Below are 24,739 nucleotides of genomic sequence, written 5' to 3'. Positions count from 1 at the left end.
CGCTAAAATACTAAATTACCAAGCCATCCCGAGGCTTAACGTTTAACAAATTGTTGGCGTCAATTATGAGCCATGGCACGGTTTTTAATGTAGATTGCTAGTAAAAGATGAAAATGCAACATATTATGATAAAGAATGCAAAGGTTCTTGTTTTAGCCTTATTGTTAGCTGCCGCTTCTTGCAGTTTTACAACAAATGATGAAGATCCCGGAAAAGACAAAGTGCTTATTAGCCTTATTTCTTATGTTCTTGAAAAAGGGCATTATGATGCAAAAGAATTTAATGATGAATTTTCTGAGCAGGTTTTTAATGACTTTGTGACTTCATTAGATCCTTTAAAGCGTTATTTCTTACAGAATGACATTAAAGAGTTTGAGAAGTATAAAGATCAGATCGATGATCAGATTCGTAATGAAGATATCAGCTTTTTTGATTTAGCTTACACGCGTTTGAGAGAGCGTATGGAGGATTCAAAAAAAATCTACGACGAAGTTTTGGAGCAACCTTTTGATTATACCAAAGATGAGGTCATTGATACAGATTATGAAAATCTGGACTATGCAAAGAATCTTAAAGAGTTAAAGTCTAGATGGGAAAATCAATTGAAGTTTAGTGCTATAGGTATTTACTACGATCGTCTTGAGGAAGAAGCGAAAAAAGCAAAAGATTCTTCAGGTTATACTGCTTTGTCTAAAAGTGAAATTGAAAAAGAATCTAGAGAAACTACAAAAAAATCATTAGTAGAGTATTTTGAATTCGCTAATGAGTTGGATCGTGAAGACTATTTTTCGGTTTACATCAATACTATTGTGGAAGAGTTTGATCCACATACGACCTATTTTGCACCAGTAGATAAAGATCGTTTTGATATGCAGATGAGCGGTCAGTTTCAGGGTATTGGAGCAAGGCTTCAGAAAAAAAGCAATGAGATAAGTATTACTGAAATTATTTCTGGCGGTCCTGCTTGGAGAGGAGAAGACCTTGAAGAAGGTGATATTATTCTTAAAGTGAAGCAAGCTGATGAAGATGTTGCAACCAGTGTTGTGGGGATGAGACTTGATGACGCGGTAGAGTTGATCAAAGGCCCTAAAGGTACCGTTGTTACACTAAATGTAAAGAAGAAAGACGGTTCTATTAAAAATATAGCGATTACGCGTGATGTCGTTGAACTTGAAGAAACCTATGCAAAATCAACTACAGTTGAAAAAGATGACCGCAACTATGGGGTGATTAATTTGCCTAAGTTTTATTTCGACATGCAAAATGCTGAAGAACGTAATGCGGCTACTGATGTTAAGAAAGAAATAATCCGTTTAAAAGAACAGGATGTTGATGGTCTTGTTATCGACTTGAGAAGTAACGGTGGGGGGTCATTATCCACGGTTGTAGATATAGCAGGGTTGTTTATTAAAGAAGGTCCTGTAGTTCAGGTTAAATCTAACGGCGCTGAAAGCGAAATATTAAAGGATAAAGACCCTGAGATTATTTGGGATAAACCTCTTGTAATATTGGTGAATGAGATATCTGCCTCAGCTAGTGAAATTCTTGCTGCAGCGATGCAAGATTATAAGAGAGCAGTTATTATAGGTAGTAAACAAACATACGGTAAAGGAACTGTGCAGAATGTTTATGACCTTAACCGGTGGTTACGTCAAAATGACCTAGGTGATATGGGGGCTTTAAAAATAACCACACAAAAATTTTACCGTATTAACGGCGGGTCTACTCAACTTGAAGGTGTTAAGAGTGACGTTGTTGTGCCAGACAAGTACAGCTATATAGACATAGGAGAGAAGGATTTAGAAAACCCATTACCTTGGGATAAAATCGCTGCGGCAGATTATGATGTTTGGGATGGTTATATAGATTATGAGCAAACCATAAATAGCAGTAACGCCAGAATGGCAAAAAATAAGCAATTACAACTTATTGAAGAAAATGCCAAGTGGATCAAAAGCAAGCAAGATGAATCTGTATGGCCTTTAAATATTGATGCTTATGCCGCTAAGGTTAAGCAGAATGAAGAAGAAGCTAAGCAGTTTGAAGCTTTAAAAGAGTATAAATCAGATCTTACTTATAAATCCCTTCCCTATGAACTAAAGGAATTTGAGAATGATACTATTTTAAAGCAGAAGCGCGAACGCTGGCATGAAGATCTTGCTAAAGATGTTTATATGGAAGAAGCTATAAATGTTTTAGAAGATTTAAAACTAAATAATATTAGAAGAGGTAAATTGGCTGACGTTAGGGATTAACCTATGGCAGAAAACGCTAGTTCATTAACTCATTTAGCGCTCCGGAAATTCAAAAGAAATTTCTGGGGCGTTTTGAGTTTTACATATATCGTATTTTGTGGTTTGGTGGCACTTTTTGCATACCTCATTGCACCCGATCATTCGCGTAACGCCAATCAAATGCATTTGGCAATTCATTCAAAAAAGCCCGGCTTTACCGTAAAAATGCTTACTGTTCCTGGACCTGAAATTACAGTTCAAAATTTTCTGAGTAAAGCTTTTACAGGCCAAACAAATACAGATTCTGAAATACCTATTACTTCTTTTGAAATTCGTAATCACGAAGTAGAATATATCCCATATTCTGAAGATGCTTCACTGGAGCTAACTAAAGCCATCCCATTAGAGGATTTTGGGATTTCAGCTATAACCACTGGAGATTTTGAAGCGCAATTTATAACCGAAAAAACGTTTCTCTTAGGCACAGATAAATACGGTCGTGATCTCTTGAGCAGAATGCTTATTGGTGCTCGTATTTCATTTAGTATTGGTTTTGTTGCTGTATTAATTTCATTGATAATAGGAGTGTTTTTAGGAGCAGTTGGTGGGTATTACGGTGGTAAACTCGATGCCTTCATCATGTGGATTATTAATGTGACTTGGTCTATACCTACCTTACTCCTTGTTATTGCAATTACTCTTGCTTTAGGAAAGGGCTTTTGGCAGGTTTTTATAGCGGTAGGTCTCACAATGTGGGTTGAGGTGGCACGTGTTGTTAGAGGGCAGGTTTTGAGTGTAAAAGAAGCGCAGTATGTGACAGCTGCACGTGCTTTAGGATATAAGGATATGCGTATTCTTTTTAAGCATATTTTACCCAATATCTTAGCGCCGGTAATCGTGATAAGCGCAGCAAATTTTGCCAGTGCAATTTTAATAGAAAGTGGGTTAAGCTTTTTAGGTATTGGAGCACAACCGCCTGTTCCTAGTTGGGGTGCCATGATTAAAGACCATTATTCATATATAATTTTAGGAAAAGCCTATTTGGCGATAATTCCCGGTCTTGCGATTATGAGTCTGGTAATGGCATTTATGCTTATGGGTAATGCGCTGCGAGATGCCCTTGATGTAAAAGGAGTGAATTAAATGAAAAGAAAATATACTTATCCACTTTTGATGATGGTGGTCATTACGCTTATTGTTTTAGGTGAAAAATACATAGAGAATCAAGAAAAAAATGAGCTTGTAAAGACAGGCGAAGTTGTGAAATCTCAAGAATTATCTTTCTTTCTTCCGAAGGCTGAAAGCAATACACTTGTGCATCATCAATATTATACATTAAGTTATAATGAAGCTGCAGAACAGGCTGCCTGGGTTGCATACATGCTCACTCATGATCAATTAAAAAGTGTTGAAGTAAGTAGGCCGTATTTTGACATTGATGCTGCTGTGGGCACCGGAGCGGCAGATTGGCGCAATTATAAAAATAGTGGTTATGACCGCGGTCATTTATGTCCTGCCGGTGATCGTAGTTTTAGTAGTCAAGCGTATAATGAAACTTTTTTAACCAGTAACATCAGTCCTCAATTGCACGAGTTTAATGGTGGTGTTTGGAATAGGTTAGAAAATAAAATTAGAGACTGGGCAAGAAAATATGATAAAGTCACAATTATTACCGGGGGAGTTTTAGCTGACCCATTGGCGACTATAGGGCATGAGAATGTAATTGTACCTCGTGCTTTTTATAAGATTGTGCTTCGGGAAACTGCTTCTGGTTATACGTGCTTGGCTTTTTTGATTCCGCATAGCGAAAGTGATCGAGATCTCAAAGCTTTTGTAGTTTCAGTAGATAGTTTAGAAGCTGTAACCGGCATTGACTTCTTTCCGAAGCTTGTAGATTCCGAAGAAAACAGAATAGAGAAAGAAAAATTACTTAAAGATTGGAAATTCTGATCTTACCACTCATTAACCCGATTACTGTCGAGTTTTACAAAAATAAAGAGTAAAATCGTAAAGCCCCAAAGCCCGGAACCTCCATAACTAAAAAAGGGTAGTGGTATCCCAACCGTTGGAAAAACACCTGTAACCATACCAATGTTTACTAAAAAGTGAATAAATAATATTCCTGCAATACTATAGCCATAAATACGGCTAAACTGGCTCTTCTGCCTTTCTGCTAAAAAGATGATGCGCAGCATCAGTCCCACAAATAAAATGATGACCAGTGAGCTTCCCAGAAAGCCCCATTCTTCACCTACGGTACTGAAAATATAATCGGTATGTTGTTCTGGAACAAAGTTGCCTTTAGTCTGGGTGCCTTTTAAAAAGCCTTTGCCGGTAAGGCCTCCATTACCTATTGCAATTTCAGATTGGTAGGTATTGTAACCTATGCTTTTCATATCTACTTCTTTCCCCAGAACGACATTGAAGCGGTCTCTGTGGCGTTGCTCAAATACATTTTGAAAGATGTAATTCACAGATAAAACGAATACAATAGAGACTAAGGGAAGAATGTAATAATAACGTTTACCAAAGCGTTTTTTTCTGTTTTTAATAAGTAAAAAGAGTGCGATTAGAACAATCCCTGCAATGATATAAATGGGACCAAAAGCAAGAGTAAGTACAAACAGCGCGATCGTGATAGAGCCTATGATGAGATAAATGCCAGATAGTCCTTCGCGATAAAGTGGGAAAAAGAAAGCTGCATAAACTAATGCGCTACCGGGATCTGGTTGGGGAACGATACAGATTGCGGGTAAAGCGATGATCACAAATGCCCGCAATTGATGCACAAATGATTTCACATCGGTTTGAATATCACTTAGGTATTTTGCTAGCGCCAGTGCTGTTGCCGCTTTAGCAAACTCACTAGGCTGTAAACCAAAGCTCCCAAAAGAATACCAGCTTGTCGCTCCCGAAATATTTTTTCCGAAGACAAATAAGCCTAAAAGAGACAGGATGGAGGTAACATAAATAACACTTGCAAAACGCTCAAAAAATTTGGCATCAAGCGAAAGGACAAAAATGATGATTAGAAAGCTTAGCCCTATAAAGAGCAATTGCCTGGTGTATAAGTTATTCAGATCAAAAAAATCTGAAACCCCAGATGGATCTATAGAAGCCGAATAAATATTGACCCAGCCGATACCAATTAAAGCCAGAAAAATTACAATAAGAAGCCAGTCAAAATTACCGCGGTTGTTCCGAGAAGTGATCCCCATTATAAGATAGGTTTTTCTACTTTTCCGCTTATTTTCTTACCATCATTAATTGGGAATGGTTTACCACTAAGTGGTTTTGCATATTCTTCTTCGAGGCTGTGAGATAGAATCCAATCTTCAAGATCTGTTCTGGTAATCTCACCCTTAATATGCTTCTCAATCATTAGACTGGCAATTTTACCTCCATATCTTCCGCCCCAATATCCATTTTCTACAAAAACAGCAATAGCAATTTTAGGATTGTCTTTTGGTGCAAAAGCAACGAAAATAGAATGGTCTGTAAGTTGCTGACGTTTACCATCTATTTTGGTATAATTCTCGGCAGTTCCTGTTTTTCCGCAAATTTCTATACCGGGGATTTGAACACCTGCAGCGGTACCATAATTATAAGCGCCAAACATCCCTTCTACGACGGGTTCAAAATTAGCCGGGTCAATGGTTGTTACATTTTTAGTACGGTATTTTTCAGGGATCAATTCCGTCTGACCTTCAATTCCTTTTACAATATGAGGCGTGTAATACCAGCCTCTGTTAGCAATAGTAGCTGTGACATTTGCTAATTGAATAGGGGTAAGGCTTACTTCTCCCTGACCTATAGAGTTAGAGATCGTAGCGGTACTAAACCACTTATATTTTGGATATTCATACGCTCTGTTGTAGTAATCACTATCAGGTATATACCCTGGGCGGCCGGTAGGTAGATCAGTACCCATATATTGACCAAGACCAAAACTAGCCAAGTGATTGTGCCATCTATCCATCCCCTCCTGAGGGGTGTCATATTTGTCAATCACGCGTCTGTATACATTAGCAAAATAGGCGTTACACGAATTTGCAATACCCGGAACCATACTAAGCGGACTGGGATGATGGTGACAACCTAGTTTGCGACCTCTGGAGCCGTAATAATAACCCCCATGACACGCAAAACTTTCTTGAGTGTCTACAACATTCTCTTGTAGTGCGATAAGAGCATTGAGCGTTTTAAAAGGAGATCCCGGTGGGTATTCTGCTTGAAGGCTGCGATCAAAAAGAGGTTTTGCAATGGTGTCGTACCAAAGTTTGGTGAAATTTGCAGAGCGCTGGCGTCCCACTAATAAACTAGGGTCGTAATTGGGAGCAGAGATAAGAGCTAAAATTTCACCGGTGCTCGGTTCAATCGCTATAATTCCGCCGCGTTTATTAACCATCAGTTCTTCTCCATACTTTTGAAGTTCTGCATCTATGGTAAGGGTAAGGTCTTTTCCAGGTTCTGGAATCGTATCTAAACTCCCGTTTTTGTATGCGCCAATATCCCGATTGAAACGATCTTTCTGAATATATTTGACACCTTTTATGCCGCGTAAAGTTTCTTCGTATTGCTTTTCGACACCAGTTCTTCCTTTTAAGTCACCAGATTGATAGTATGGATTGTCTTCAATATCAGATCGGTTAACTTCAGCAATGTATCCTAAAAAATTTGCACCAAAATCTACCTGATAATCCCGTAGGGAACGCTTCTGAATGTAAAACCCTTCATATTTGCGCATCTTTTCCTGTAAATACGCATATTCAGATTTTGTGAGTTGTGGAATTACAATAGAGGGCAATCTTGGCGAATAAACATGAGCTTTGCTCAATCTTGTTTTTAAAGCTTCCTTCGTCATTTTTAGTAATCCGCAGAACTCTGTGGTGTCAAAAGGTTTTACTTCACGTGGGATCACCATCACATCATAAGAAGGTTGGTTGCTTACTAAAAGGCTGCCATTACGGTCATAAATATGGCCGCGTTGCGGGTAATCATAGACACGTTTTATTGCGTTATTTACCGAAAGAGTTGCATAAGAAGTATCTAATATTTGCAAATAGAAAAGTCTTCCGGTAAGTAAAATACCAGAAATCAAAACAATTGAAAAAAGAAGAATTTTTCTCATTTACGCTTTACACTAAAGAGGGTTAGAAATAGTAAACAGAGCAGAATGGTAAAGGCTCCACTAAACAACGTCTTTTTAAGTATATAGATTATATCTGAAAAGTTAAAACTTTCGAGGAAAAATAATAGCAGGTGATGCGTAAAAACCAAAATACTGATGTACAGCAAACGCTCGCCAAATGCAGCTTTTGAAATTTTTACTGCGTTATATTCATAGGCAATACCGAATATCGATTGAAGAATCCACGGTCTTAAGAACGCAATAGTAACACAACTCGCCGCATGCATACCGCCACTGTTACTAAACATATCTACAGAAAGCCCTAATAAAAAACTCAAAAATAACAGTAAACCTCTATTATCGCCGATAGGAAATAAAACTATAAATAAGATATAGGGGTATGGGTTGATATAACCCAAAAAGTTGATGTGATTAAATATGGCAATTTGTACCAAAACCAGAAAAACAAAACGGATGATATTTCGAGTGATACTAGTGTTCATCTGCTGTCTGTTGTTCTAGCATTTTTATTTCTTCCCGATCCAAATTCTCAATGACATAGACGTGACCTACATTAGTCATGTCGTTAAAGAGCTTTACCTTAATGGTGTAAAAATTTTCGCTGGGATCTAACTCAAAAGAGTTTATCGTCCCGATGCCAATGCCTTCTGGGAAAATAGTAGATTTCCCGCCGGTTACAATTGTATCTCCCATTTTAACCGGAGCTTTAGATTGCACATCTATAAGGTCTACGATATTAGGGTCGCCGCCCTTCCAGACTAGAATTCCAAAGTGATTACTTTTTTTAAGCTTGGCATTTATTTGAGAATTGCTGTTGAGAATACTTATTACAGTAGCATAATTTTTAGAGATATTATCTACAATACCCACAATACCTTTACTGGTGATGACACCTAGATCTTGTTTTAGACCATTTTTACTTCCGGCTCTAAGAGTCAAAAAATTGTCTTTAAACGTGTAGTTATTGTTGATTACTTTGGCCGTAGTAAATTGAAAACGCTTGTGATAAGTAGCAGTGTCAATTTTTTGAGAAACACTGTCTCTGGTATTAAGCAGCCTGGCTCGCAATCTATTATTTTCTTCTACCAGTTGCTCGTTATGAGTCTCTAGATCAAAATAAGTTGTGATGTCATCGAGTCCGCTATAAATACCTCCGCTTAAAAAGTTAGCCGAATTGACAAACCTGCTGCGGTGATAGGAGTGTGACTGTATGGTAAATACCAGTGATATGAACAGCAAAAAGACAAATAGCAGAAAGTTTCTGTACTTTATTATAAAATTTACAATTTGCTGCATGAATCACGATGCTATTATTTGATAAGTACGCTCTTGAATTTAGCAAGATTTTTAAGCGTAATTCCGGTTCCGCGAACTACTGCACGTAGTGGGTCTTCTGCAATATATACCGGTAAATCTGTTTTTTGAGACAAACGTTTGTCAAGACCGCGTAACATACTACCACCTCCAGCAAGGTAAATACCGGTGTTGTAAATATCAGCAGCGAGTTCTGGTGGCGTTTGCGACAGGGTTTCCATTACAGCATCTTCTATACGTAAGATAGATTTGTCTAATGCTTTAGCGATTTCACGGAAAGAGATCTGAACCTGTTTCGGTTTACCGGTAAGCAAGTCACGCCCCTGAACACTCATGTCTTCCGGCGGAACTTCTAGATCTTCAGTAGCTGCTCCTATTTGTATTTTTATTTTTTCCGCACTGCGTTCTCCCACATACAAGTTGTGTTGGGTACGCATATAGTAAATGATGTCATTGGTAAAAACATCACCTGCGATCTTAACTGATTTGTCACAGACAATTCCACCTAAAGCAATAACTGCAATCTCTGTAGTGCCCCCACCTATATCTACAATCATATTTCCTTTTGGCTGCATAATATCAACGCCAATACCTATTGCAGCAGCCATAGGCTCGTGAATAAGATAAACTTCTTTACCGTTTACCCGTTCTGCACTTTCTTTTACCGCACGCATCTCAACTTCTGTAATTCCAGAGGGGATACAAATCACCATACGAAGAGCGGGAGCAAAAAGGCGTTTTTTAAGAGCAGGAATCTCTTTGATAAACATGCTCATCATTTGCTCGCTGGCATCAAAGTCTGCAATCACACCATCTTTTAGCGGGCGAATGGTTTTAATGTTTTCGTGTGTTTTACCCTGCATCATAGCAGCATCTTTACCGGCAGCAATTATCTTGTTGCTAACCCGATCGCGGGCAACAATAGAAGGACTGTCAACCACAACTTTGTCGTTGTGTATGATTAGTGTGTTTGCGGTACCTAGATCTATTGCTATTTCTTCGGTAAGAAAATCAAAAAAGCCCATAAGCGCTGGTGGAAATTAGGATGATTATGCTAAAAGGTTAATCTTTAAATGTAGTTAAAAAATACGGATTTTTTAATGTTTAAAATGTCTTGTTCCGGTCATGACCATTGCTAAGTTATGCTCGTTACAATAGTCTATGCTCAGCTGATCTTTAATAGATCCCCCAGGCTGAATTACAGCGGTGATACCTGCTTTATCTGCAAGCTCAACACAATCTGGAAAAGGGAAAAATGCATCACTTGCCATAACAGCACCTTTAAGGTCAAAACCAAAAGAAACTGCTTTGTCAATAGCCTGGCGAAGAGCATCTACTCGTGATGTCTGGCCGGTACCGCTTGCGCAAAGTTGCTTTCCTTTTGCAAATACAATTGTATTTGATTTGGTATGCTTACATAGCTTAGATGCAAAGATCAAATCACTTAACTCATCTGAGGTGGGTTTATTGTTCGTAACCGTAGAAAGATCTTCTAAGCTGTCAGTTTTAGCGTCTTTATCCTGAACTAAAACACCATTTAAACAACTGCGAACCTGATCTGTAGGTAGGCTAATAGGCTTTTGAATTAACAGAACACGATTTTTCTTTCCTTTTAAAATTTCTAGAGCTTCTTCAGAATAGCTAGGAGCGATCACTACCTCGCAGAATAATTTATGAATTTCTTCAGCAGTAGCTTTATCGATCTCTTTATTTGAAATTAAAATTCCACCGAAAGCAGAAACAGGGTCTCCTGCCAATGCATCTACATAAGCTTGATGTAAAGTGTCACGTTGTGCAAGGCCACACGCATTGTTGTGTTTTAAAATCGCAAACGTAGGATCTTCGTTTTGAAATTCTGCCATTAAATTAACCGCCGCATCAACGTCTAGTAAGTTGTTGTAGGAGAGTTCTTTTCCGTGAAGCTTGTCAAACATTGCATCAAAATCGCCAAAGAAAGTTCCCTTTTGGTGTGGATTTTCTCCATAACGTAACGATTTTCCTTTGGTATAGCTTGCTTTGTAAACTACTTCTTCTTCATTAAAGTAATTGAAAATTGCAGTGTCGTAATGAGAAGAAACATTAAAAGCTTTTGCTGCAAAACGCTTGCGGTCTGCTAAGGTGGTTGTTCCTTCATTTGTGCTGATGAGTTCTAAAACTTCTTCATAGTCATCAACCGAAGAAACACACAGCGTGTCTTTGAAATTCTTAGCAGCCGCACGTATTAATGAAATTCCGCCTATGTCGATTTTCTCTACAATATCTTGTTCAGAAGCTCCAGAAGCTACTGTTTTTTCAAAAGGATATAAATCAACAATAACTATATCAAGTTGCGGAATGTTGTACTCTTTCATTTCGGCAACATCGCTATCATTGTCTTGACGGTTTAAAATTCCACCAAAAACTTTAGGGTGAAGTGTTTTTACTCTTCCTCCTAAAATAGAAGGATATGAGGTTACATCTTCAACGGGTACTACCGGCACGCCCAGATCTTTAATAAATTTCTCGGTACCTCCCGTAGAATAAAGGGTTATACCCAGGTCGTTAAACTTTTTAATTAACGGTTCAAGACCTTCTTTACTAAAAACTGAAATCAATGCGGCTTTTGCCTTTATAGGAGTACTCATGAAGAAATTTTTAATTTGGGTGCAAAAGTATGAATTTAACCACTAAAGTATGGTGCTATTTTTTGTATTTTCTTAGCATAATTTTGTAACACTCAGTGCGCTTCTGCGTCAAACCTGTATTCAAATTATCACACTTCTATGCTCATTTATCTTAGGGTATTAAAAGAAAGTCTAGCCTTTGCAATTAATGCATTGCGCAACAATAAGTTGCGTACGCTCTTGTCATTGCTGGGTGTGACCATAGGTATTTTTTCTATTATCGGGGTTTTGGCTGCTGTAGATTCATTAAAACAGGAAATAAAAGGAAGTCTTTCTTCTCTAGATAACAGTACGATAATTGTAATGCGTTTTTCATTTGGTCCTACTGATATTCCGCAATGGAAACGGGAGCAGTTTCCTGATGTGAGTTATGAAGAATATCAATATATAAAGCGAAATGTTCCAGATGTAGAAGCGGCATCTTTTGTTTTAAACGTGGGAGCAGAATCTATAAAGTACGGTGATAAATTAGTGACTGGGGTTAATATTGCTCCGGTGACTGATGGGTATTACAATATAGAAGCCTTACAGCTTGCGGAAGGAAGGTTTTTTAATGAGTCTGAATCTAATAGCGGATCTAACGTTTTGGTTTTAGGCGATGAGATTGCTGAAGGATTGTTTGGAAATTTAGATCCGTTAGGAAAACAAGTGCGTTTATATGGACAGCGTTTTACGATCATTGGGGTTTTAGAAAAAGAAGGGAATAGTATTTTTGGTCCTTCAAAAGATGGGATGGTGATCTTGCCGGTAAATGTTGTACGCCGTATTTACGGAAGCAATAATAAATCTGCATTTCCACAGATAATAGTAAAGCCTGAAGCAGGAGTGGATATCCCTGAATTTAATGCAGTGCTTACCCAAAGACTGCGTCAGGTGCGTGGCTTGAAACCGGATGAGGTAAATACATTTTTTATAAATCAACTTTCAGGATTTACCGATTTTATAGATAACATTACGGGCACGATGTCTACCATAGGTGGATTTATAGGTCTGTTTTCTTTACTCGTAGGTGGTTTTGGTATTGCAAATATTATGTTTGTGAGCGTTAAAGAACGTACCAATTTGATAGGTATTCAAAAAGCCTTAGGTGCTAAAAATCGATTTATATTACTTCAGTTTTTATTTGAATCTATAATTCTCGCAGTTATAGGTGGCTTGATCGGACTTGGTTTGGTGTGGATTATCACTGTGATACTTTCTCAGTTTACAGGTAGTTTTGAGTTTATACTTTCTGCTGGTAATGCTTTACTTGGGCTTTCAAGTTCTGTGATAATAGGACTCATTGCAGGTATTGTCCCTGCATTTATGGCTTCGCGCTTAGATCCTGTGGAGGCGATACGAACCGGGATGTAATGCTTAAAGAGCTAAGAAGACTTTGTAAGCATTGGTTTTATCATCAACTCTCTCAAACGCTGTTTCTCCGAAAGATATATTTCTAATGCTATCATTAGGGCAGCATACATTTGCTTTGAGTTCTCGCCAGAAGTCGGTATTTTTATTAAATGCCTGTAACACAAAGCGTTCAGGCAGTTTTTAGTTTTGGTGCCTCTAGGATTACTACCATTAATTTTGATCCTAATTGATTGACATTCAGTCTAAAGGTACAGTTTTAATTTAAATTGGCAAATTCTAGCAGGATAATTGACCTCCTTCAGTAATCTTCTTGATATTAAGCCAATTAAGGAATAACAACATATAATCAGTATATATGACTTCATCTTTTTCATTCCATACCAAATTTGCCAGTTATTTTTTCTAATATTTTTTTAGAATTATAACCTACTCCTTCTTTAAAAACAGTTTCGACATTTTTTATGGTGCTTGCATCGTTTTCTAAATTTCCGTTTAGGATAACAAAATCAGCTCTTTTGCCTACTTGAATGGTTCCAATATCCTGACGATCCAATGCTTTAGCTCCATTACCAGTCATAATCTGAACAGCTTCTTCAGTAGTAAAACCAGTTTCAATAAGTAATTCGTAATTTCGTTGGTCTCCAAATCCCGGTAGCACATGCCTGCCAGCATCGACACCTGCACATAACAAACCGCCCATTTTATAGTATTGATATTCGAACTCCATGATGCGTTTTAATCGATTATTTCTTATACTATCATTAATTTGTTTATTAAAACTTGCTCTTCTTTCTTTGTATTGATTTTGCAAAAAAGGGGACATTACTTTTATAGTTCTTTTATCTGCAAAGGCTCTGTTAGGTATGCTTGCTTCATAAATAGCTACTGTTGAGGTTAAAAAGACCTTGTTGTCTATCATTAACTGTTGTAGGCGCTTAACTTCTGTGCTGTTAATAATTAACTCATCCATATACTCGCGACCACCATTGCATTGTCCATAAAATTTATTGGTTCTAAAATCACTTGTACTATTCAATCCATGTTCGATAGCGTCAATTCCTAGTTTGGTAGCTTCTTCAAAGGTTATTGAACATAAATGTCCTCTTACTTTCGCGTCATTATTATGGGCAACTTCGATGATTGTTTTTAGATCATTTGGATTTGTATTTCGATAGACTTTAAACCATTTTACATCTTGGTCTAACCAATGTTGCATAGTGTCTTTAAGATGTTTAGTATCTCTTGGAATAATCATATTAGGATTACCACCTTGTCCTGTAATAAAAGGCGCGCTAGGGATAATTTCGGGTCCAACTTGTTTAGCGTCTTTTATTCGTTTTGACAGTTCCAATTCATTATAAGGTGATGCCGCGCCACAGGTCTGTATGGTTGTGACCCCAGAAGCTAAATATAATTTAGCAGCTACGTCACCAACATCAGGAAATCTAGGAATATGTAAATGGTTATGCATGCCTACTATTCCTGGAATGATTGTTTTCCCTTTTAGGTTAATCGTTTTAGCATTTTGAGGAATTTTAATATCAGAATGAATACCCATCTCTTTAAAAATTCCATTTTCAATGATTACTGTTTGATTTTGCTTTATGGATGTACCCGTTCCGTCTACTATTGTGGCATTGGTAAATGCTATCAAATTTTCGTGGTACTTAACACACGACATTATACTATCGGATAATATTGTTGTTGATAGCTGTTCTTCGGCAAAAGAATAGTGTCTTTCTGATGTGTTTTTACAACTCAAAAAACACAAAATGAAAGTCAGTATAAAATAGATATAAGATGAATTGAGTAATGCCATAAATTTGAGTAAATTTTTTGATTTTAGTTTTTCAAAAATCTTTGCTCCATTAATATTTGTTGGGTCTATTTCAGCAAACTTTTTATAATTTTCAATAGCAAGTTCTTTATTCCCCGCTATCATATAGGCTTCACCTAAACTGTCATAAGCATTTCCAGAATTAGGGAACGAAATAACGTTGATTTAATAAAACCTCTATAGGTTCTTCTTCCATTAATCCCTTTCGTTTTTAAAGACCCAGCTCATCCATCCGCGCTTGTTCGTATCTACTATCTTCTGCAGGATATCTTAGTTGATCTTCATATTTTCCAGAGTCTTTAGCTAACGCCCAAATTATGCTTTCTCCTGCATGGTTAGGAGTTTGTTCAAAAATAGGGTCTTTAAATGCCTCATCGGCTGAAACTACCTTCCAACCTTTTGATTTGAACATTGCGATGAGATCATCTAAGAAGAGTGCAGCTGCAAGGTTATGATGGAGAAGTAAAGTGTGCTTAATATGTCTCCCAGTGAGCTCGTAGGATAAGTTTTCGTAATAGCTAGCACGTTCAAATAAGTGCTCTAAATAAAAATTCTTAAAAGCTTCAATGCTCGCATTCGGGTTTTGTCCTAGTCTCTTTCTTAGTCTGCTACTGATAAACCAATCTGATGCATCAATAGTAACGTATCCGTTTTTATATCCAAGGGATTTCATGATTTGACGAATGCTATCAATTTCTTCACGCGTATTGCCTTCCTTCAGGTAAGGAAATCTGAACAGCTTAACGTAGTTGCTATAAGAGCTAATCAGCGAGTCAGCTCTTAAAAGTTCAGTTCGAAAATCTTCCGCATTTATTTCTTCCTTGTTAAAGTTTGGATGAGAATAAGTGTGGTTAGCAATTAGGTGGCCTTTATCATTCCATGTTTCTAAAAGATGCTTTCCTTTATCAGTAGATTTTCCTTCGGTTTTAACAAAAATGATCGCCTTGATTTGGGCATCATCCAAGGCACTCAGAATCATATCGTTCCACTCTTCAAACTCATAGTTTGCACGTTTTGACAGACTGCCATCATCGAAAGTAAAGCTTACAGTTGGCTGAGCAACTGAGATTGATGCGGTGAAAAATATTAAGGTTAAAATTATGCATTTCATGGTACGGGTTATTAAAGGTAATAATGGTGTAATGAGAATGATAGTTTTGATTGATTTTGTTTTCATTTAGAATACTTTTTTTGAAACTTTTCTAATTCAACGTTTTATGTTTTGTTAAATGAATTGTAAGTCAACTTTCTCCAGAGAAATTCTAATGGCCCTTGTTTGTGGGATCTCAACCAAAAATGTGTACATGTGATTTGAATAGCCCAAATTGTTACAACAAAACCTAAAAGCTCAAATCTTGAAAAACTATTATGCAATCCAAAGCCATAGCCATAAAATAAGATTCCTAAAATAATACTTTGGAAAATGTAATTGGATAAAGCTGTCCTGCCTATTTTGGTAAACACCTTAAACCTTACATTCCTTAAGTATTTCTGATAAATCCCATTTAATACTAATATATACCCAACACCTAATATTTCCTTTGGAAACGCAAACAATAATGCTTTGAATGTGTTGAGGTTAGGAATATGGTCTTTGTATGTCCAATGGTAATAGCGCATGTAGTTTATCACCAAACCTACAATCAATACTAAAACAGTAATAGCCCAATAATATTTCCATACCCTATAATCAGAAAAAATACCAGCTCTGAATAATATCATCCCCAAAATCATTACTATCAAAGACGATAGCATTAAAGATTGATAATAGAACTCCCCTTTGTGAACCTTATGATTTTCATAAGAGCTTATAACACCTTGCCAATAGGTAGGTTTTGGAATCTCAATTTTTTCTGATGGGTTAGGTGACTTTTTAGTATATCTGTTTTCCCAAGAAGAGATTAACGTATTGTCTTTATCTGTTCTTTTAGCTTCTTCTTTATTTAAAGCCTCTGTATAATTTGAATATGTCTCCTGTCTTTTTGAAACACTCTCGTACGATTTTATAAATAAAAAGGAAGCTAAAAACAAAACAATTAGCACTAGATTTCTGTTTTTCATAGAACGAAACGGAAGCAAAAACAGACCACAAACAGCATAATGATACAAGATATCACCATCCCAAATAAAATAAGCGTGAATGCACCCTATAACAAACAACCATAACAACCTTCTTGCATATATGTCCATAGCTTTTAAACCATGAACTTTTTGTTGGATACGCTGCATAAAAATCACAAAGCCAACACCAAAAAGTAAGGCGAACATGGTGTAAAATTTGCCTTGTGTTAAAAAATACACCCAAAAGCGTGTATGGTGATCTGTAGCACTTTCATAACCATACTGCCATGAACTCCATGGATTGGGATACACAAAGGACTCTATATTTATAAACAGAATTCCAAGAATGGCAATCCCCCTTAAAAAATCTAATGATGGTATGCGCTCTGAAACTGTTGTAGGTGTGATAATTTTGCTCATATTTTTGCTACAAAAGGCTCATAATACTTTGGTGTCATTTGATCTTTCAAGATTTATTCCAGTATTTTAAATCAATTTATAAAGATAAGATGTGAGTTAGAATTGTATAGAACGTCCAGATATGGCATGTGCCTCAAACGTTTCATATATCGCTAAAGTTTAATTTTACAATTCAGTATCAGGTAGCTCAATATAGGCCTTTTCTATTTCATTTGTTATCCACTTTTACTTAAACTCTCCTTGAAATATTTCCCAAAAAGAGTCCGTTACTCTGTTGTATATGTCATCATAGTGCAGATGCATGGTTTCAGCCTCTTGATATTCCCAATAGGTATAATGTACTTTCTGCTTTCCTAACTCATAATCCATTGCTTCCCAATCATCATCTTCACGATAACTATAAAAAGACCAATGCCAGTTATTTTCATTAAAAATGGAAATTAGATCAGCTAAATAACTTTCTGCTCCTTTTAGACTTCTGTCACAGCCAAATTCACCCACCCAGATTCTATTAGCTGGTATTTTATTTTTGGTTGTCCATTCGTTAATTGGTTTTAAAAAATTGGTCAATCCATCCTTGCTAAGTTCAAATGGTTCTTCTAGTCCATCGATTGGAATACTTCCCGGATAACTATAGCGGTCTTTATTAAGACTTTTAGTTATAAAAGTATAAGGTTCGTACATGTGAAAAGAATAGATGATCTTATCATCCTCTAATGGTTCTAAATAATCGAATGCCCAGGGGGTCGAGTATAGGCCGGATTCAATGATAATAGGCATTTCAGAGTCTACACTCCGAATAGCTTGTACTATTTGTCTGTTAAACAGATTAAGGTCTCCCGGACTTCCTTTTACAGTCTGATACCAATCTGTCAAATCTTTTTTCCAGAAATCATGCTTCTTATAATAGGACTCAGGATGAGGTTCATTGACCAAATTGTATCCTACTATGGCTGGGTGTCCTCTCAATCGGGAAGCTAAGTCTTTCCAGTAATTAACCGCTTGTTGCCTATAATCCCAATTCAACCAAAGACAACCGTCTTTTTGGTCGTTGTTTGATTGAATCCATCGATCACCTGGCAAACTAATAGGTGTGATGACAACCTTTATATTCAATTCGTTTGCATAATCCAGAAAGTACAGAAGTTTTTGAAAATCCCCTTTCACAATTCCTTGATAATCGTCCGCATCACCAAGTATAAAGTCACGTTGTTCTCCATCCCATTTTTCAAAAACCAATCTCACAAATTTTATATTTGCCTTTTTTGCAGCATCGAACCACTGTTCTGAAGGAATTTGGTTAAAATGGTTCGTCCCCTTTCTTTGTTCGTCCCAATAGGAAATGATCGTATTGGTTGATTCGGTACTTTCCGCTTTTTGTCCTAGTACATTGCTCCTGAAAGAAAAAAGGATCAGTAAGACTACTATTGGTTTCAATATTTTCATTGTTTCGACAGAGGGCTATTGTGGTTAACGGTTGTGGTTATGAAAAGTAGCGGCTAAATGTGCTGTTTCCTTTTTGTTTTAAATTTATAGAAATTAAATAAACCAGAACTACGGATATACGTAAAACCACCTATTTTTATAACCAGTGTAATCTGAATTTGCGACACAGCTAAGTAAACACGTTTTCAGATCTGAGTTGTTTTTTTTTGCGCGTGATTGGTTTTGGTAGTATGATTATTCGTTTATTATCAAAGTCGTGTAGAAACTAAAAACAAAGTTTTTAGTACTTAGATTCTACGCGTTTATTTTTTATCATCGGGATTTTGGTCCGCATAAGTTTTGATTTCGCATGATTTTTGCGCTTTTTAGTATTTCCGCGGTGGATTGATTTTTTTTAAATCCGTCGTTGCCTGATGTTGGAAGGGTCTAATTCGAAGTTTTACCGTTGAGAAATATATTCCGCTGGAATTTCATTTCTGAGCAATTGCAGATAACTCGGTATATCAACACCTTATCATTGTCTTTATATAAATACATATTTACTTTAGAAGTATTTTACAGAATCCCGTAATCCCTTAAATCTGTATAGTCGTTTCAGGATTTAGAAACCCTATTGTATAGCTATACCCGGATTAAGACATTATTTCAATTGCAAAAGCCCCTAAATCCAATCCTCAGGCTAGGCAACTCCAAGGCAAAGCCTACTCAAAGCCTAGGATAGAGTATGAAGAGTGTATGAAAACGGGTTTGGAAATCTAAAAAATTAAGATTTTATTAACTTTTAACTGTCGCCGGTAAAATTACTATAGTAGAATCTTTTATTTTGAGGTTAGGGTTAGGTATTAGAATCGACTTCTTTGATAAATTTGTCAATATCTATTTCTATTCCCAACACATCTATTTTCTTTTGATTTAATGCTTTGGCTAGTAAGACAAGCTTTTCTAAGGTAGGGTTTGCATCTCCTCTTTCTATTGAGCCTATTAATTGCTTCGTCAACCCAATATTGTTGTCTGCCAATTCCTGTTGTGAGACCTGTTTGTTACTGTACTCATCACTCGGAATTTTATTTCTAAGCTCTACAACTCGTTTCCCTATTTTCTCTTTCTCAGTCAATGCTCAATCTAACAATATTTGACTAAGTTGACATATAATTTAAATAAAAATGGTATGATATATCATACCATTTGGTTTTTATTATTATATTTACCTCATAATTATATATTTGCGAAACTTCTTAGCATAACATATTAGAAGCATTCGCTTTGAATCTCGAATCAAAAACTGGTAATTTTTAGCAACGAGAGGATAAGCAGGGATGCTCACGACCCGGGCGTGGGCTCTCGCTTATTATTGCGCGGTATACCAGTACCTTGATTCAATAAGTTGAGACCTGCGCCTTTTTGTTTTGGGTCAATAATTCAGCATTCAAAGCCTTTGTTTCCTACATAAGAGTTTCTGCAACCTCCCCTACAAATTTGTATGAGTCCGCTTTAGCGGCCTGATCAGCAACACCCTAAAACAAATCGATGTAGAATAAAACAAACGGGTACGGTTATGAAGCACTATCCCAGTGAAATCCATTTTCAGCCTTTTAAAGCAGGCTGCAGTCAGGCATTTAATGCGCTGTACAAACACTATTACTGGCAAATCTACTGGATGGGCAGGAGCTTGATTAAAGATGTGTTTGTGGTGGAAACTTTGGTACAGGATGCCTTTTTACGGCTCTGGCACAAACGTGAAGACATCGAGTCGCCCCAACATCTGGTTAATTTTCTCTATACGGTAATCTCCAACGAATGCAAATGGTTTTACGTACGACCCGGTAACCAGTTTCAGCGCAGCTTGTATTCTTTTGACAGTTTTCCCAACTATCCCGATTACAGCTGGGGATATGATCCCGATGAAGTCGATGTGCATCTGGAAGATCAGGAAAAACAACAGATAGCATACGAACAGGTAAAAGCGGTAACTAAAAAGTGTAAAAAGAAAAAATCTCATAATAGGTTGTTTATTATGAGATGAATATAATGCAAATAGGTTGCGTGTGAACTAGTCTACTAGTTGAGCAACTTGCTCGTTTACCCACTCTAAAAAGCGCTCATCTGCTTCTGTAAAAGGATCGGCCGTGTTAGAGTCGATGTCGATCTGCCCAATGTTTTTACCATTTACAAATAGCGGAACAACGATTTCTGCTTTTACGCTAATACTACACGCGATGTAATTATCTTGAGCTTTTACATCTGGCACCACAAAGTTTTCATTAGAAACAGCAACCTGTCCACAAATTCCTTTTCCAAAAGGGATGATGGTATGGTCTGTGGGTGCGCCGGCATACGAACTCAATTTGAGTTCATCTTTATCTCCATTTTTAAAATAAAAGCCTACCCAGTCATAATAAGCTATGTTTTCTTTTAAAAGCGTACATATCTCCTCAAGACGATGCTCTACAGAAAGACTTTTGCTTTCTAATATTTTTGATACTTCAGGTTTTAAGGCTTCAAACGTCATTTTTCTTGTATTTTAGGGCGGTCTAAACCGTTATCAGATTGATTCAATTAATTCGCAAATATAAGTCGGTACTTTTGTTTATCCTTACTTTTTTAGGGGTGTATTTAGTATTGAGCTTTTTATATACGCAGTATTTAAACATTGATTTTTCAGAATCATATTACCCGGATTATATTACACATCGTGTTGCCGAGCAAAGTGAGTGGCTTATTGATAAAATGGGTTACTCATCAATAATTGAACCTCATGATCTAGAGCCCTCAATGAAGTTATTTATCGAAGGTGTTTTTGTAGCTCGGGTGGTAGAAGGGTGTAATGCGATAAGTGTTATTATTCTGTTTGCTTCGTTTGTGCTTGCTTTTTTTCAGGGATGGGGTAAAACGTTTTCATTTATATGCATTGGTTCAGTACTGATTTATGGGATCAATATTTTGCGTATAGCGATTTTGAGTATTGGTCTGTATACATATCCTGAATATAAAGCCATTTTGCACGATATAGTTTTTCCGGGTATTATTTACGGGCTGGTGGTCTTTTTGTGGGTATTTTGGGTGAGCCGTTTTAAGAAACAGAAATCTTGAAGAAAACGCTAAATATAGTTTTAGTCATTCTGCTTTTAGCTGGATTGATTGGTGTTCGCTTTTGGCAAGAACAGTTATTTTATGACCCGCTTTTAGTGTTCTTTGAAGGTGTTTATTTAAATGCTGAAAAGCTTCCTGATCTTGATTTCAGAAAGTTGTTGATCAGTATTTCGGCTCGGTTCTGGCTAAACAGTACGCTTTCGCTTTCCATGCTGTTTTTGCTATTTCGCAAAAGCGGAATCGTGAAAATTTCATTTTTAGTGTACCTGGTTGTGTTTATACTTCTTTTAGTTGGCTTCGCTTTGGTTGTATTGAATTACACTTCAGAATGCAGCTTACTTCTTTTCTATATCCGCAGGTTTTTAATTCAGCCTATTTTAGTATTAATACTGGTTCCGGCATTTTACTATCACAAGATTAGAAGCGAGAAGTAGTTTGTATATTTGATTTTTAAAAAGAAATAGAGAAAATGAAAAAAATAGCTTTAACACTTATCGGCGTGTTGGTTTTAGCATGCGGCGAAAAGAAATCGAATCAGAAAATGGTTACGGTAGATCAGGAAGAAGGTACTCATGAGTTAGCATATTCTGGAGCTAAACGAGATGCAGAATTTCGAAATGCGGAAGTAGCTCAAGTCTATGATGATTATAATGCTTTAAAAATAGCTTTAGTTAATACTGATGCTGAAGCTGCGCAAACACTGGCACAGAAATTAGTGATTAGTATTGAAGCGGTAGAGGTGGAGGCAGGTCTTATGAAGGCTGCAGAAGCGATTGCAAATTCAGAAAACATCAATGAGCAGCGTGCTCAATTTGAAAATCTCACAGCCGGAGTTAAGACTTTGGTAGAAGAAAATATTACTTCCGGAACTTTATATTATCAATATTGTCCAATGGCATTTGAAGGCAAAGGAGCTTATTGGATTGCTAACGAGAAGAAAGTTTTTAATCCTTACTTTGGAGATGTAATGTTAAACTGTGGGACTGTAGATTCAGAAATAAATTGATCTGTCCATAAAGTTCATTTAGGCTCTTTAAAAGAAAAGCCCTTGAGAAAATTCTCAAGGGCTTTTGTAATAATTGCATGTACGGCACGTATTTACATCATGCCTGGCATACCACCGCCCATTCCTCCTGGCATACCGGCACCGCCGCCACCATTCTCTTCAGGAATATCAGTTAATGCGCACTCGGTTGTTAAGATCATACCAGAAACAGATGCAGCATTTTCTAATGCAACACGAGTTACTTTTTTAGGATCTATAATACCTTCAGCAAGCATATTTACATAACGATCTGTTTTAGCATCGTATCCATAATCATCATCACCTTCAATAACTTTAGCGATAACAACAGAACCTTCGCCACCAGCATTTGCTACGATTGTACGTAACGGAGATTCAATAGCTTTTGCTACGATTTTAATACCTGTAGCCTCGTCTGCATTCAGTGATTCTAAATTTTCTAATACGCGCTTAGCACGTACCAAAGCTACACCACCACCTGCTACGATACCTTCTTCTACAGCTGCACGAGTTGCGTGAAGTGCATCATCTACACGGTCTTTTTTCTCTTTCATTTCAACCTCAGAAGCAGCACCTACATAAAGTACAGCTACACCACCTGCTAATTTTGCAAGACGTTCTTGAAGTTTTTCTCTGTCATAATCGCTGGTAGTAGTCTCGATCTGAGCTTTGATCTGATTTACACGTGCTTTAATATCATCGCTGCTACCAGAACCGTTTACTATAGTTGTGTTGTCTTTGTCAATAGTGACATTCTCTGCTGTACCTAACTGATCAATTGTAGCGTTCTCAAGAGAGAAACCACGTTCTTCACTAATTACAGTACCGCCAGTAAGAATTGCGATATCTTCTAGCATCGCTTTACGGCGATCTCCAAAACCTGGTGCTTTTACAGCAGCGATTTTAAGAGCTCCTCTCAATTTGTTTACTACAAGAGTTGCGAGAGCTTCACCATCTACATCTTCTGCGATGATTAATAAAGGTTTACCAGATTGAGCAACTGGCTCAAGAACAGGAAGCAAATCTTTCATAGAAGAAATCTTCTTGTCAAATAACAAGATATAAGGATTCTCTAATTCAGTTTGCATTTTCTCGCTGTCTGTAACAAAATAAGGAGAAAGGTAACCGCGGTCAAACTGCATACCTTCTACTACATCAACATAAGTCTCTGTACCTTTTGCTTCTTCAACTGTGATAACACCTTCTTTACCAACTTTACCAAATGCTTCAGCGATAAGTTCACCTATCACATCATCGTTGTTAGCAGAAATAGCAGCTACCTGCTTGATTTTTTCTGAAGAGCTTCCTACTTCTTTAGTTTGCTTTTCAAGATCTTTTGTGATTGCTTCTACAGCTTTATCAATCCCACGCTTTAAATCCATTGGATTTGCGCCTGCAGCAACGTTTTTAAGACCTTCTTGTACAATTGCCTGAGCAAGTACAGTCGCGGTAGTAGTACCGTCACCGGCAAGATCATTGGTTTTAGAAGCAACTTCTTTTACCATCTGAGCTCCCATGTTTTCAAGAGGGTCTTGTAGTTCAATTTCTTTTGCTACAGAAACACCATCTTTAGTCACTTGAGGACCACCAAATGATTTACTGATGATCACGTTACGGCCTTTAGGACCTAATGTTACTTTTACTGCGTTTGCCAGTGCGTCAACACCGCGCTTTATGCCATCTCTAGCTGAGATGTCAAATGTTATATCTTTTGCCATTTTTTGAGTTGTTTAAATTTTTCGCGGCTGCGAAAAATACAAGGTTGTTAATACTTTAAATAGAAGATTCAATAATTAGATTACAGCAAGGATGTCATCCTCACGCATAATAAGATAGTCTGTACCATCTAATTTTAATTCTGTACCAGAATATTTACCATAAAGAACAGTGTCTCCCACTTTTACAGTCATATCGTGGTCTTTTTTACCGCTTCCTACAGCTACAACTTTACCTTGTTGAGGTTTTTCTTTTGCTGTATCCGGAATGTATAGGCCGGATGCTGTTTTAGTTTCGGCAGCCGTTGGTTCTACCAAAACACGATCTGAAAGAGGTTTAATGTTTACTCCCATTTTAATATAAATTTTTAGTTAACAATTTTCTTAGTTGTGCTGTCTATTAAACAGAAATTATGCCACCAAAAATGCA

At 37.1% G+C, this 24,739-nt stretch carries 22 protein-coding genes; 8 read left to right on the top strand and 14 right to left on the bottom strand.

Features of this window, described 5'->3' with window-relative positions; translation table 11 throughout:
• The first annotated feature begins 125 nt into the window (after positions 1 to 125).
• Genes DSM03_RS13960 through DSM03_RS13950 form a run of 3 tightly spaced genes read left to right on the top strand, consistent with a single transcriptional unit; the run spans position 126 to position 4,184 of the window.
• The gene (locus DSM03_RS13960) at positions 126 to 2,255 is read left to right on the top strand and encodes a carboxy terminal-processing peptidase (protein ID WP_201740444.1); all 2,130 of its coding nucleotides are present in this window, start codon (positions 126 to 128) and stop codon (positions 2,253 to 2,255) included.
• 3 nt (positions 2,256 to 2,258) lie between these two features.
• Positions 2,259 to 3,377 carry an ABC transporter permease gene (locus DSM03_RS13955; RefSeq protein ID WP_128763259.1) on the top strand — a complete coding sequence of 373 codons (1,119 nt, stop codon included), beginning with the start codon at positions 2,259 to 2,261 and terminating at the stop codon, positions 3,375 to 3,377.
• Positions 3,378 to 4,184 carry a DNA/RNA non-specific endonuclease gene (locus DSM03_RS13950; protein ID WP_128763258.1) on the top strand — a complete coding sequence of 269 codons (807 nt, stop codon included), beginning with the start codon at positions 3,378 to 3,380 and terminating at the stop codon, positions 4,182 to 4,184.
• Between the two features lie 2 nt (positions 4,185 to 4,186).
• Here DSM03_RS13950 and rodA read toward each other — a convergent pair whose 3' ends face one another.
• From rodA to purH, 6 genes are all read right to left on the bottom strand, one after another.
• Positions 4,187 to 5,452: a rod shape-determining protein RodA gene (gene rodA / locus DSM03_RS13945; RefSeq protein WP_128762362.1), complete on the bottom strand. Its 1,266-nt coding sequence runs from the start codon at positions 5,450 to 5,452 to the stop codon at positions 4,187 to 4,189.
• Positions 5,452 to 7,365, bottom strand: coding sequence for a penicillin-binding protein 2 (gene mrdA, locus DSM03_RS13940; RefSeq protein WP_128763257.1), 1,914 nt, complete (start codon positions 7,363 to 7,365; stop codon positions 5,452 to 5,454). Before mrdA ends, rodA begins: the two co-directional genes overlap by 1 nt.
• Positions 7,362 to 7,868 (bottom strand): rod shape-determining protein MreD, encoded by a 507-nt coding sequence (locus DSM03_RS13935; protein ID WP_128762360.1) that lies wholly within the window; start codon positions 7,866 to 7,868, stop codon positions 7,362 to 7,364. The genes mrdA and DSM03_RS13935 overlap by 4 nt, the downstream gene beginning before the upstream one ends.
• Positions 7,858 to 8,682: a rod shape-determining protein MreC gene (gene mreC / locus DSM03_RS13930; protein ID WP_128762359.1), complete on the bottom strand. Its 825-nt coding sequence runs from the start codon at positions 8,680 to 8,682 to the stop codon at positions 7,858 to 7,860. The genes DSM03_RS13935 and mreC overlap by 11 nt, the downstream gene beginning before the upstream one ends.
• 14 nt (positions 8,683 to 8,696) lie before the next feature.
• Entirely contained in the window at positions 8,697 to 9,725 is a 1,029-nt protein-coding gene (locus DSM03_RS13925) for a rod shape-determining protein (protein WP_073100671.1), read from the bottom strand.
• A gap of 72 nt (positions 9,726 to 9,797) precedes the next feature.
• Positions 9,798 to 11,324, bottom strand: a complete 1,527-nt coding sequence (gene purH, locus DSM03_RS13920; protein ID WP_128762358.1) for a bifunctional phosphoribosylaminoimidazolecarboxamide formyltransferase/IMP cyclohydrolase — start codon at positions 11,322 to 11,324, stop codon at positions 9,798 to 9,800.
• Positions 11,325 to 11,462: 138 nt separating this feature from the next.
• Between purH and DSM03_RS13915 the strand changes: the two genes are divergently transcribed.
• Positions 11,463 to 12,716 (top strand): ABC transporter permease, encoded by a 1,254-nt coding sequence (locus DSM03_RS13915; RefSeq protein ID WP_128763256.1) that lies wholly within the window; start codon positions 11,463 to 11,465, stop codon positions 12,714 to 12,716.
• Positions 12,717 to 13,086: 370 nt separating this feature from the next.
• On the opposite strand, the gene DSM03_RS13910 is transcribed toward DSM03_RS13915, so the two are convergent.
• From DSM03_RS13910 to DSM03_RS13890, 5 genes are all read right to left on the bottom strand, one after another.
• The gene (locus tag DSM03_RS13910) at positions 13,087 to 14,658 is read right to left on the bottom strand and encodes an amidohydrolase family protein (RefSeq protein ID WP_236638910.1); all 1,572 of its coding nucleotides are present in this window, start codon (positions 14,656 to 14,658) and stop codon (positions 13,087 to 13,089) included.
• Positions 14,659 to 14,764: 106 nt separating this feature from the next.
• Positions 14,765 to 15,730, bottom strand: coding sequence for a polysaccharide deacetylase family protein (locus DSM03_RS13905; protein ID WP_128763255.1), 966 nt, complete (start codon positions 15,728 to 15,730; stop codon positions 14,765 to 14,767).
• Positions 15,731 to 15,768: 38 nt separating this feature from the next.
• A complete protein-coding gene (locus DSM03_RS13900; protein WP_128762355.1) occupies positions 15,769 to 17,034 on the bottom strand; it encodes a DUF418 domain-containing protein in 1,266 nt (421 codons plus the stop codon).
• Between the two features lie 225 nt (positions 17,035 to 17,259).
• Positions 17,260 to 18,471, bottom strand: a complete 1,212-nt coding sequence (locus DSM03_RS13895; RefSeq protein WP_161568065.1) for a glycoside hydrolase family 5 protein — start codon at positions 18,469 to 18,471, stop codon at positions 17,260 to 17,262.
• Positions 18,472 to 19,315: 844 nt separating this feature from the next.
• The gene (locus DSM03_RS13890; RefSeq protein ID WP_128762353.1) at positions 19,316 to 19,594 is read right to left on the bottom strand and encodes a helix-turn-helix domain-containing protein; all 279 of its coding nucleotides are present in this window, start codon (positions 19,592 to 19,594) and stop codon (positions 19,316 to 19,318) included.
• A 441-nt stretch (positions 19,595 to 20,035) separates the two neighbouring features.
• On the opposite strand from DSM03_RS13890, the gene DSM03_RS13885 reads away from it, so the two are divergent.
• Positions 20,036 to 20,503, top strand: a complete 468-nt coding sequence (locus tag DSM03_RS13885; RefSeq protein WP_128762352.1) for an RNA polymerase sigma factor — start codon at positions 20,036 to 20,038, stop codon at positions 20,501 to 20,503.
• Positions 20,504 to 20,530: 27 nt separating this feature from the next.
• Here the strand turns inward: DSM03_RS13885 and DSM03_RS13880 are convergent, their stop codons facing one another.
• On the bottom strand, positions 20,531 to 20,989 hold the full coding sequence (locus DSM03_RS13880; protein WP_128762351.1) for a GAF domain-containing protein: 459 nt from the start codon (positions 20,987 to 20,989) through the stop codon (positions 20,531 to 20,533).
• 38 nt (positions 20,990 to 21,027) lie between these two features.
• Between DSM03_RS13880 and xrtF the strand changes: the two genes are divergently transcribed.
• Genes xrtF through DSM03_RS13865 form a run of 3 tightly spaced genes read left to right on the top strand, consistent with a single transcriptional unit; the run spans position 21,028 to position 22,576 of the window.
• Positions 21,028 to 21,570 carry an exosortase family protein XrtF gene (gene xrtF / locus DSM03_RS13875; protein ID WP_128763253.1) on the top strand — a complete coding sequence of 181 codons (543 nt, stop codon included), beginning with the start codon at positions 21,028 to 21,030 and terminating at the stop codon, positions 21,568 to 21,570.
• Positions 21,567 to 22,004, top strand: a complete 438-nt coding sequence (locus DSM03_RS13870; RefSeq protein ID WP_161567102.1) for an exosortase F system-associated membrane protein — start codon at positions 21,567 to 21,569, stop codon at positions 22,002 to 22,004. The genes xrtF and DSM03_RS13870 overlap by 4 nt, the downstream gene beginning before the upstream one ends.
• Before the next feature lie 35 nt (positions 22,005 to 22,039).
• Positions 22,040 to 22,576 (top strand): DUF3347 domain-containing protein, encoded by a 537-nt coding sequence (locus DSM03_RS13865; protein ID WP_128763252.1) that lies wholly within the window; start codon positions 22,040 to 22,042, stop codon positions 22,574 to 22,576.
• Positions 22,577 to 22,668: 92 nt separating this feature from the next.
• Here DSM03_RS13865 and groL read toward each other — a convergent pair whose 3' ends face one another.
• Entirely contained in the window at positions 22,669 to 24,312 is a 1,644-nt protein-coding gene (gene groL / locus DSM03_RS13860) for a chaperonin GroEL (RefSeq protein WP_128762347.1), read from the bottom strand.
• Positions 24,313 to 24,387: 75 nt separating this feature from the next.
• Positions 24,388 to 24,663: a co-chaperone GroES gene (locus DSM03_RS13855; RefSeq protein ID WP_073100662.1), complete on the bottom strand. Its 276-nt coding sequence runs from the start codon at positions 24,661 to 24,663 to the stop codon at positions 24,388 to 24,390.
• Positions 24,664 to 24,739 lie beyond the last annotated feature (76 nt).

Origin of the sequence: Leeuwenhoekiella aestuarii (assembly GCF_004104055.1) — a bacterium.
Lineage (GTDB): Bacteria > Bacteroidota > Bacteroidia > Flavobacteriales > Flavobacteriaceae > Leeuwenhoekiella > Leeuwenhoekiella aestuarii.
This window is presented reverse-complemented; position numbering and strand designations above follow the sequence as displayed.

Excerpts from the sequence above, each read along its gene's own strand:
- groL (WP_128762347.1), bottom strand. The coding sequence starts at position 24,312 with ATGGCAAAAGATATAACATTTGACATCTCAGCTAGAGATGGCATAAAG.
- DSM03_RS13905 (WP_128763255.1), bottom strand. The coding sequence starts at position 15,730 with ATGAAAACAAAATCAATCAAAACTATCATTCTCATTACACCATTATTA.
- purH (WP_128762358.1), bottom strand. The coding sequence starts at position 11,324 with ATGAGTACTCCTATAAAGGCAAAAGCCGCATTGATTTCAGTTTTTAGT.
- DSM03_RS13880 (WP_128762351.1), bottom strand. The coding sequence starts at position 20,989 with ATGACGTTTGAAGCCTTAAAACCTGAAGTATCAAAAATATTAGAAAGC.
- DSM03_RS13885 (WP_128762352.1), top strand. The coding sequence starts at position 20,036 with ATGAAGCACTATCCCAGTGAAATCCATTTTCAGCCTTTTAAAGCAGGC.
- DSM03_RS13900 (WP_128762355.1), bottom strand. The coding sequence starts at position 17,034 with ATGAGCAAAATTATCACACCTACAACAGTTTCAGAGCGCATACCATCA.
- DSM03_RS13960 (WP_201740444.1), top strand. The coding sequence starts at position 126 with ATGATAAAGAATGCAAAGGTTCTTGTTTTAGCCTTATTGTTAGCTGCC.
- DSM03_RS13855 (WP_073100662.1), bottom strand. The coding sequence starts at position 24,663 with ATGGGAGTAAACATTAAACCTCTTTCAGATCGTGTTTTGGTAGAACCA.
- rodA (WP_128762362.1), bottom strand. The coding sequence starts at position 5,452 with ATGGGGATCACTTCTCGGAACAACCGCGGTAATTTTGACTGGCTTCTT.
- DSM03_RS13935 (WP_128762360.1), bottom strand. The coding sequence starts at position 7,868 with ATGAACACTAGTATCACTCGAAATATCATCCGTTTTGTTTTTCTGGTT.
- DSM03_RS13925 (WP_073100671.1), bottom strand. The coding sequence starts at position 9,725 with ATGGGCTTTTTTGATTTTCTTACCGAAGAAATAGCAATAGATCTAGGT.
- DSM03_RS13955 (WP_128763259.1), top strand. The coding sequence starts at position 2,259 with ATGGCAGAAAACGCTAGTTCATTAACTCATTTAGCGCTCCGGAAATTC.
- mrdA (WP_128763257.1), bottom strand. The coding sequence starts at position 7,365 with ATGAGAAAAATTCTTCTTTTTTCAATTGTTTTGATTTCTGGTATTTTA.
- DSM03_RS13910 (WP_236638910.1), bottom strand. The coding sequence starts at position 14,658 with ATGATAGCGGGGAATAAAGAACTTGCTATTGAAAATTATAAAAAGTTT.
- mreC (WP_128762359.1), bottom strand. The coding sequence starts at position 8,682 with ATGCAGCAAATTGTAAATTTTATAATAAAGTACAGAAACTTTCTGCTA.
- DSM03_RS13950 (WP_128763258.1), top strand. The coding sequence starts at position 3,378 with ATGAAAAGAAAATATACTTATCCACTTTTGATGATGGTGGTCATTACG.
- DSM03_RS13915 (WP_128763256.1), top strand. The coding sequence starts at position 11,463 with ATGCTCATTTATCTTAGGGTATTAAAAGAAAGTCTAGCCTTTGCAATT.
- DSM03_RS13865 (WP_128763252.1), top strand. The coding sequence starts at position 22,040 with ATGAAAAAAATAGCTTTAACACTTATCGGCGTGTTGGTTTTAGCATGC.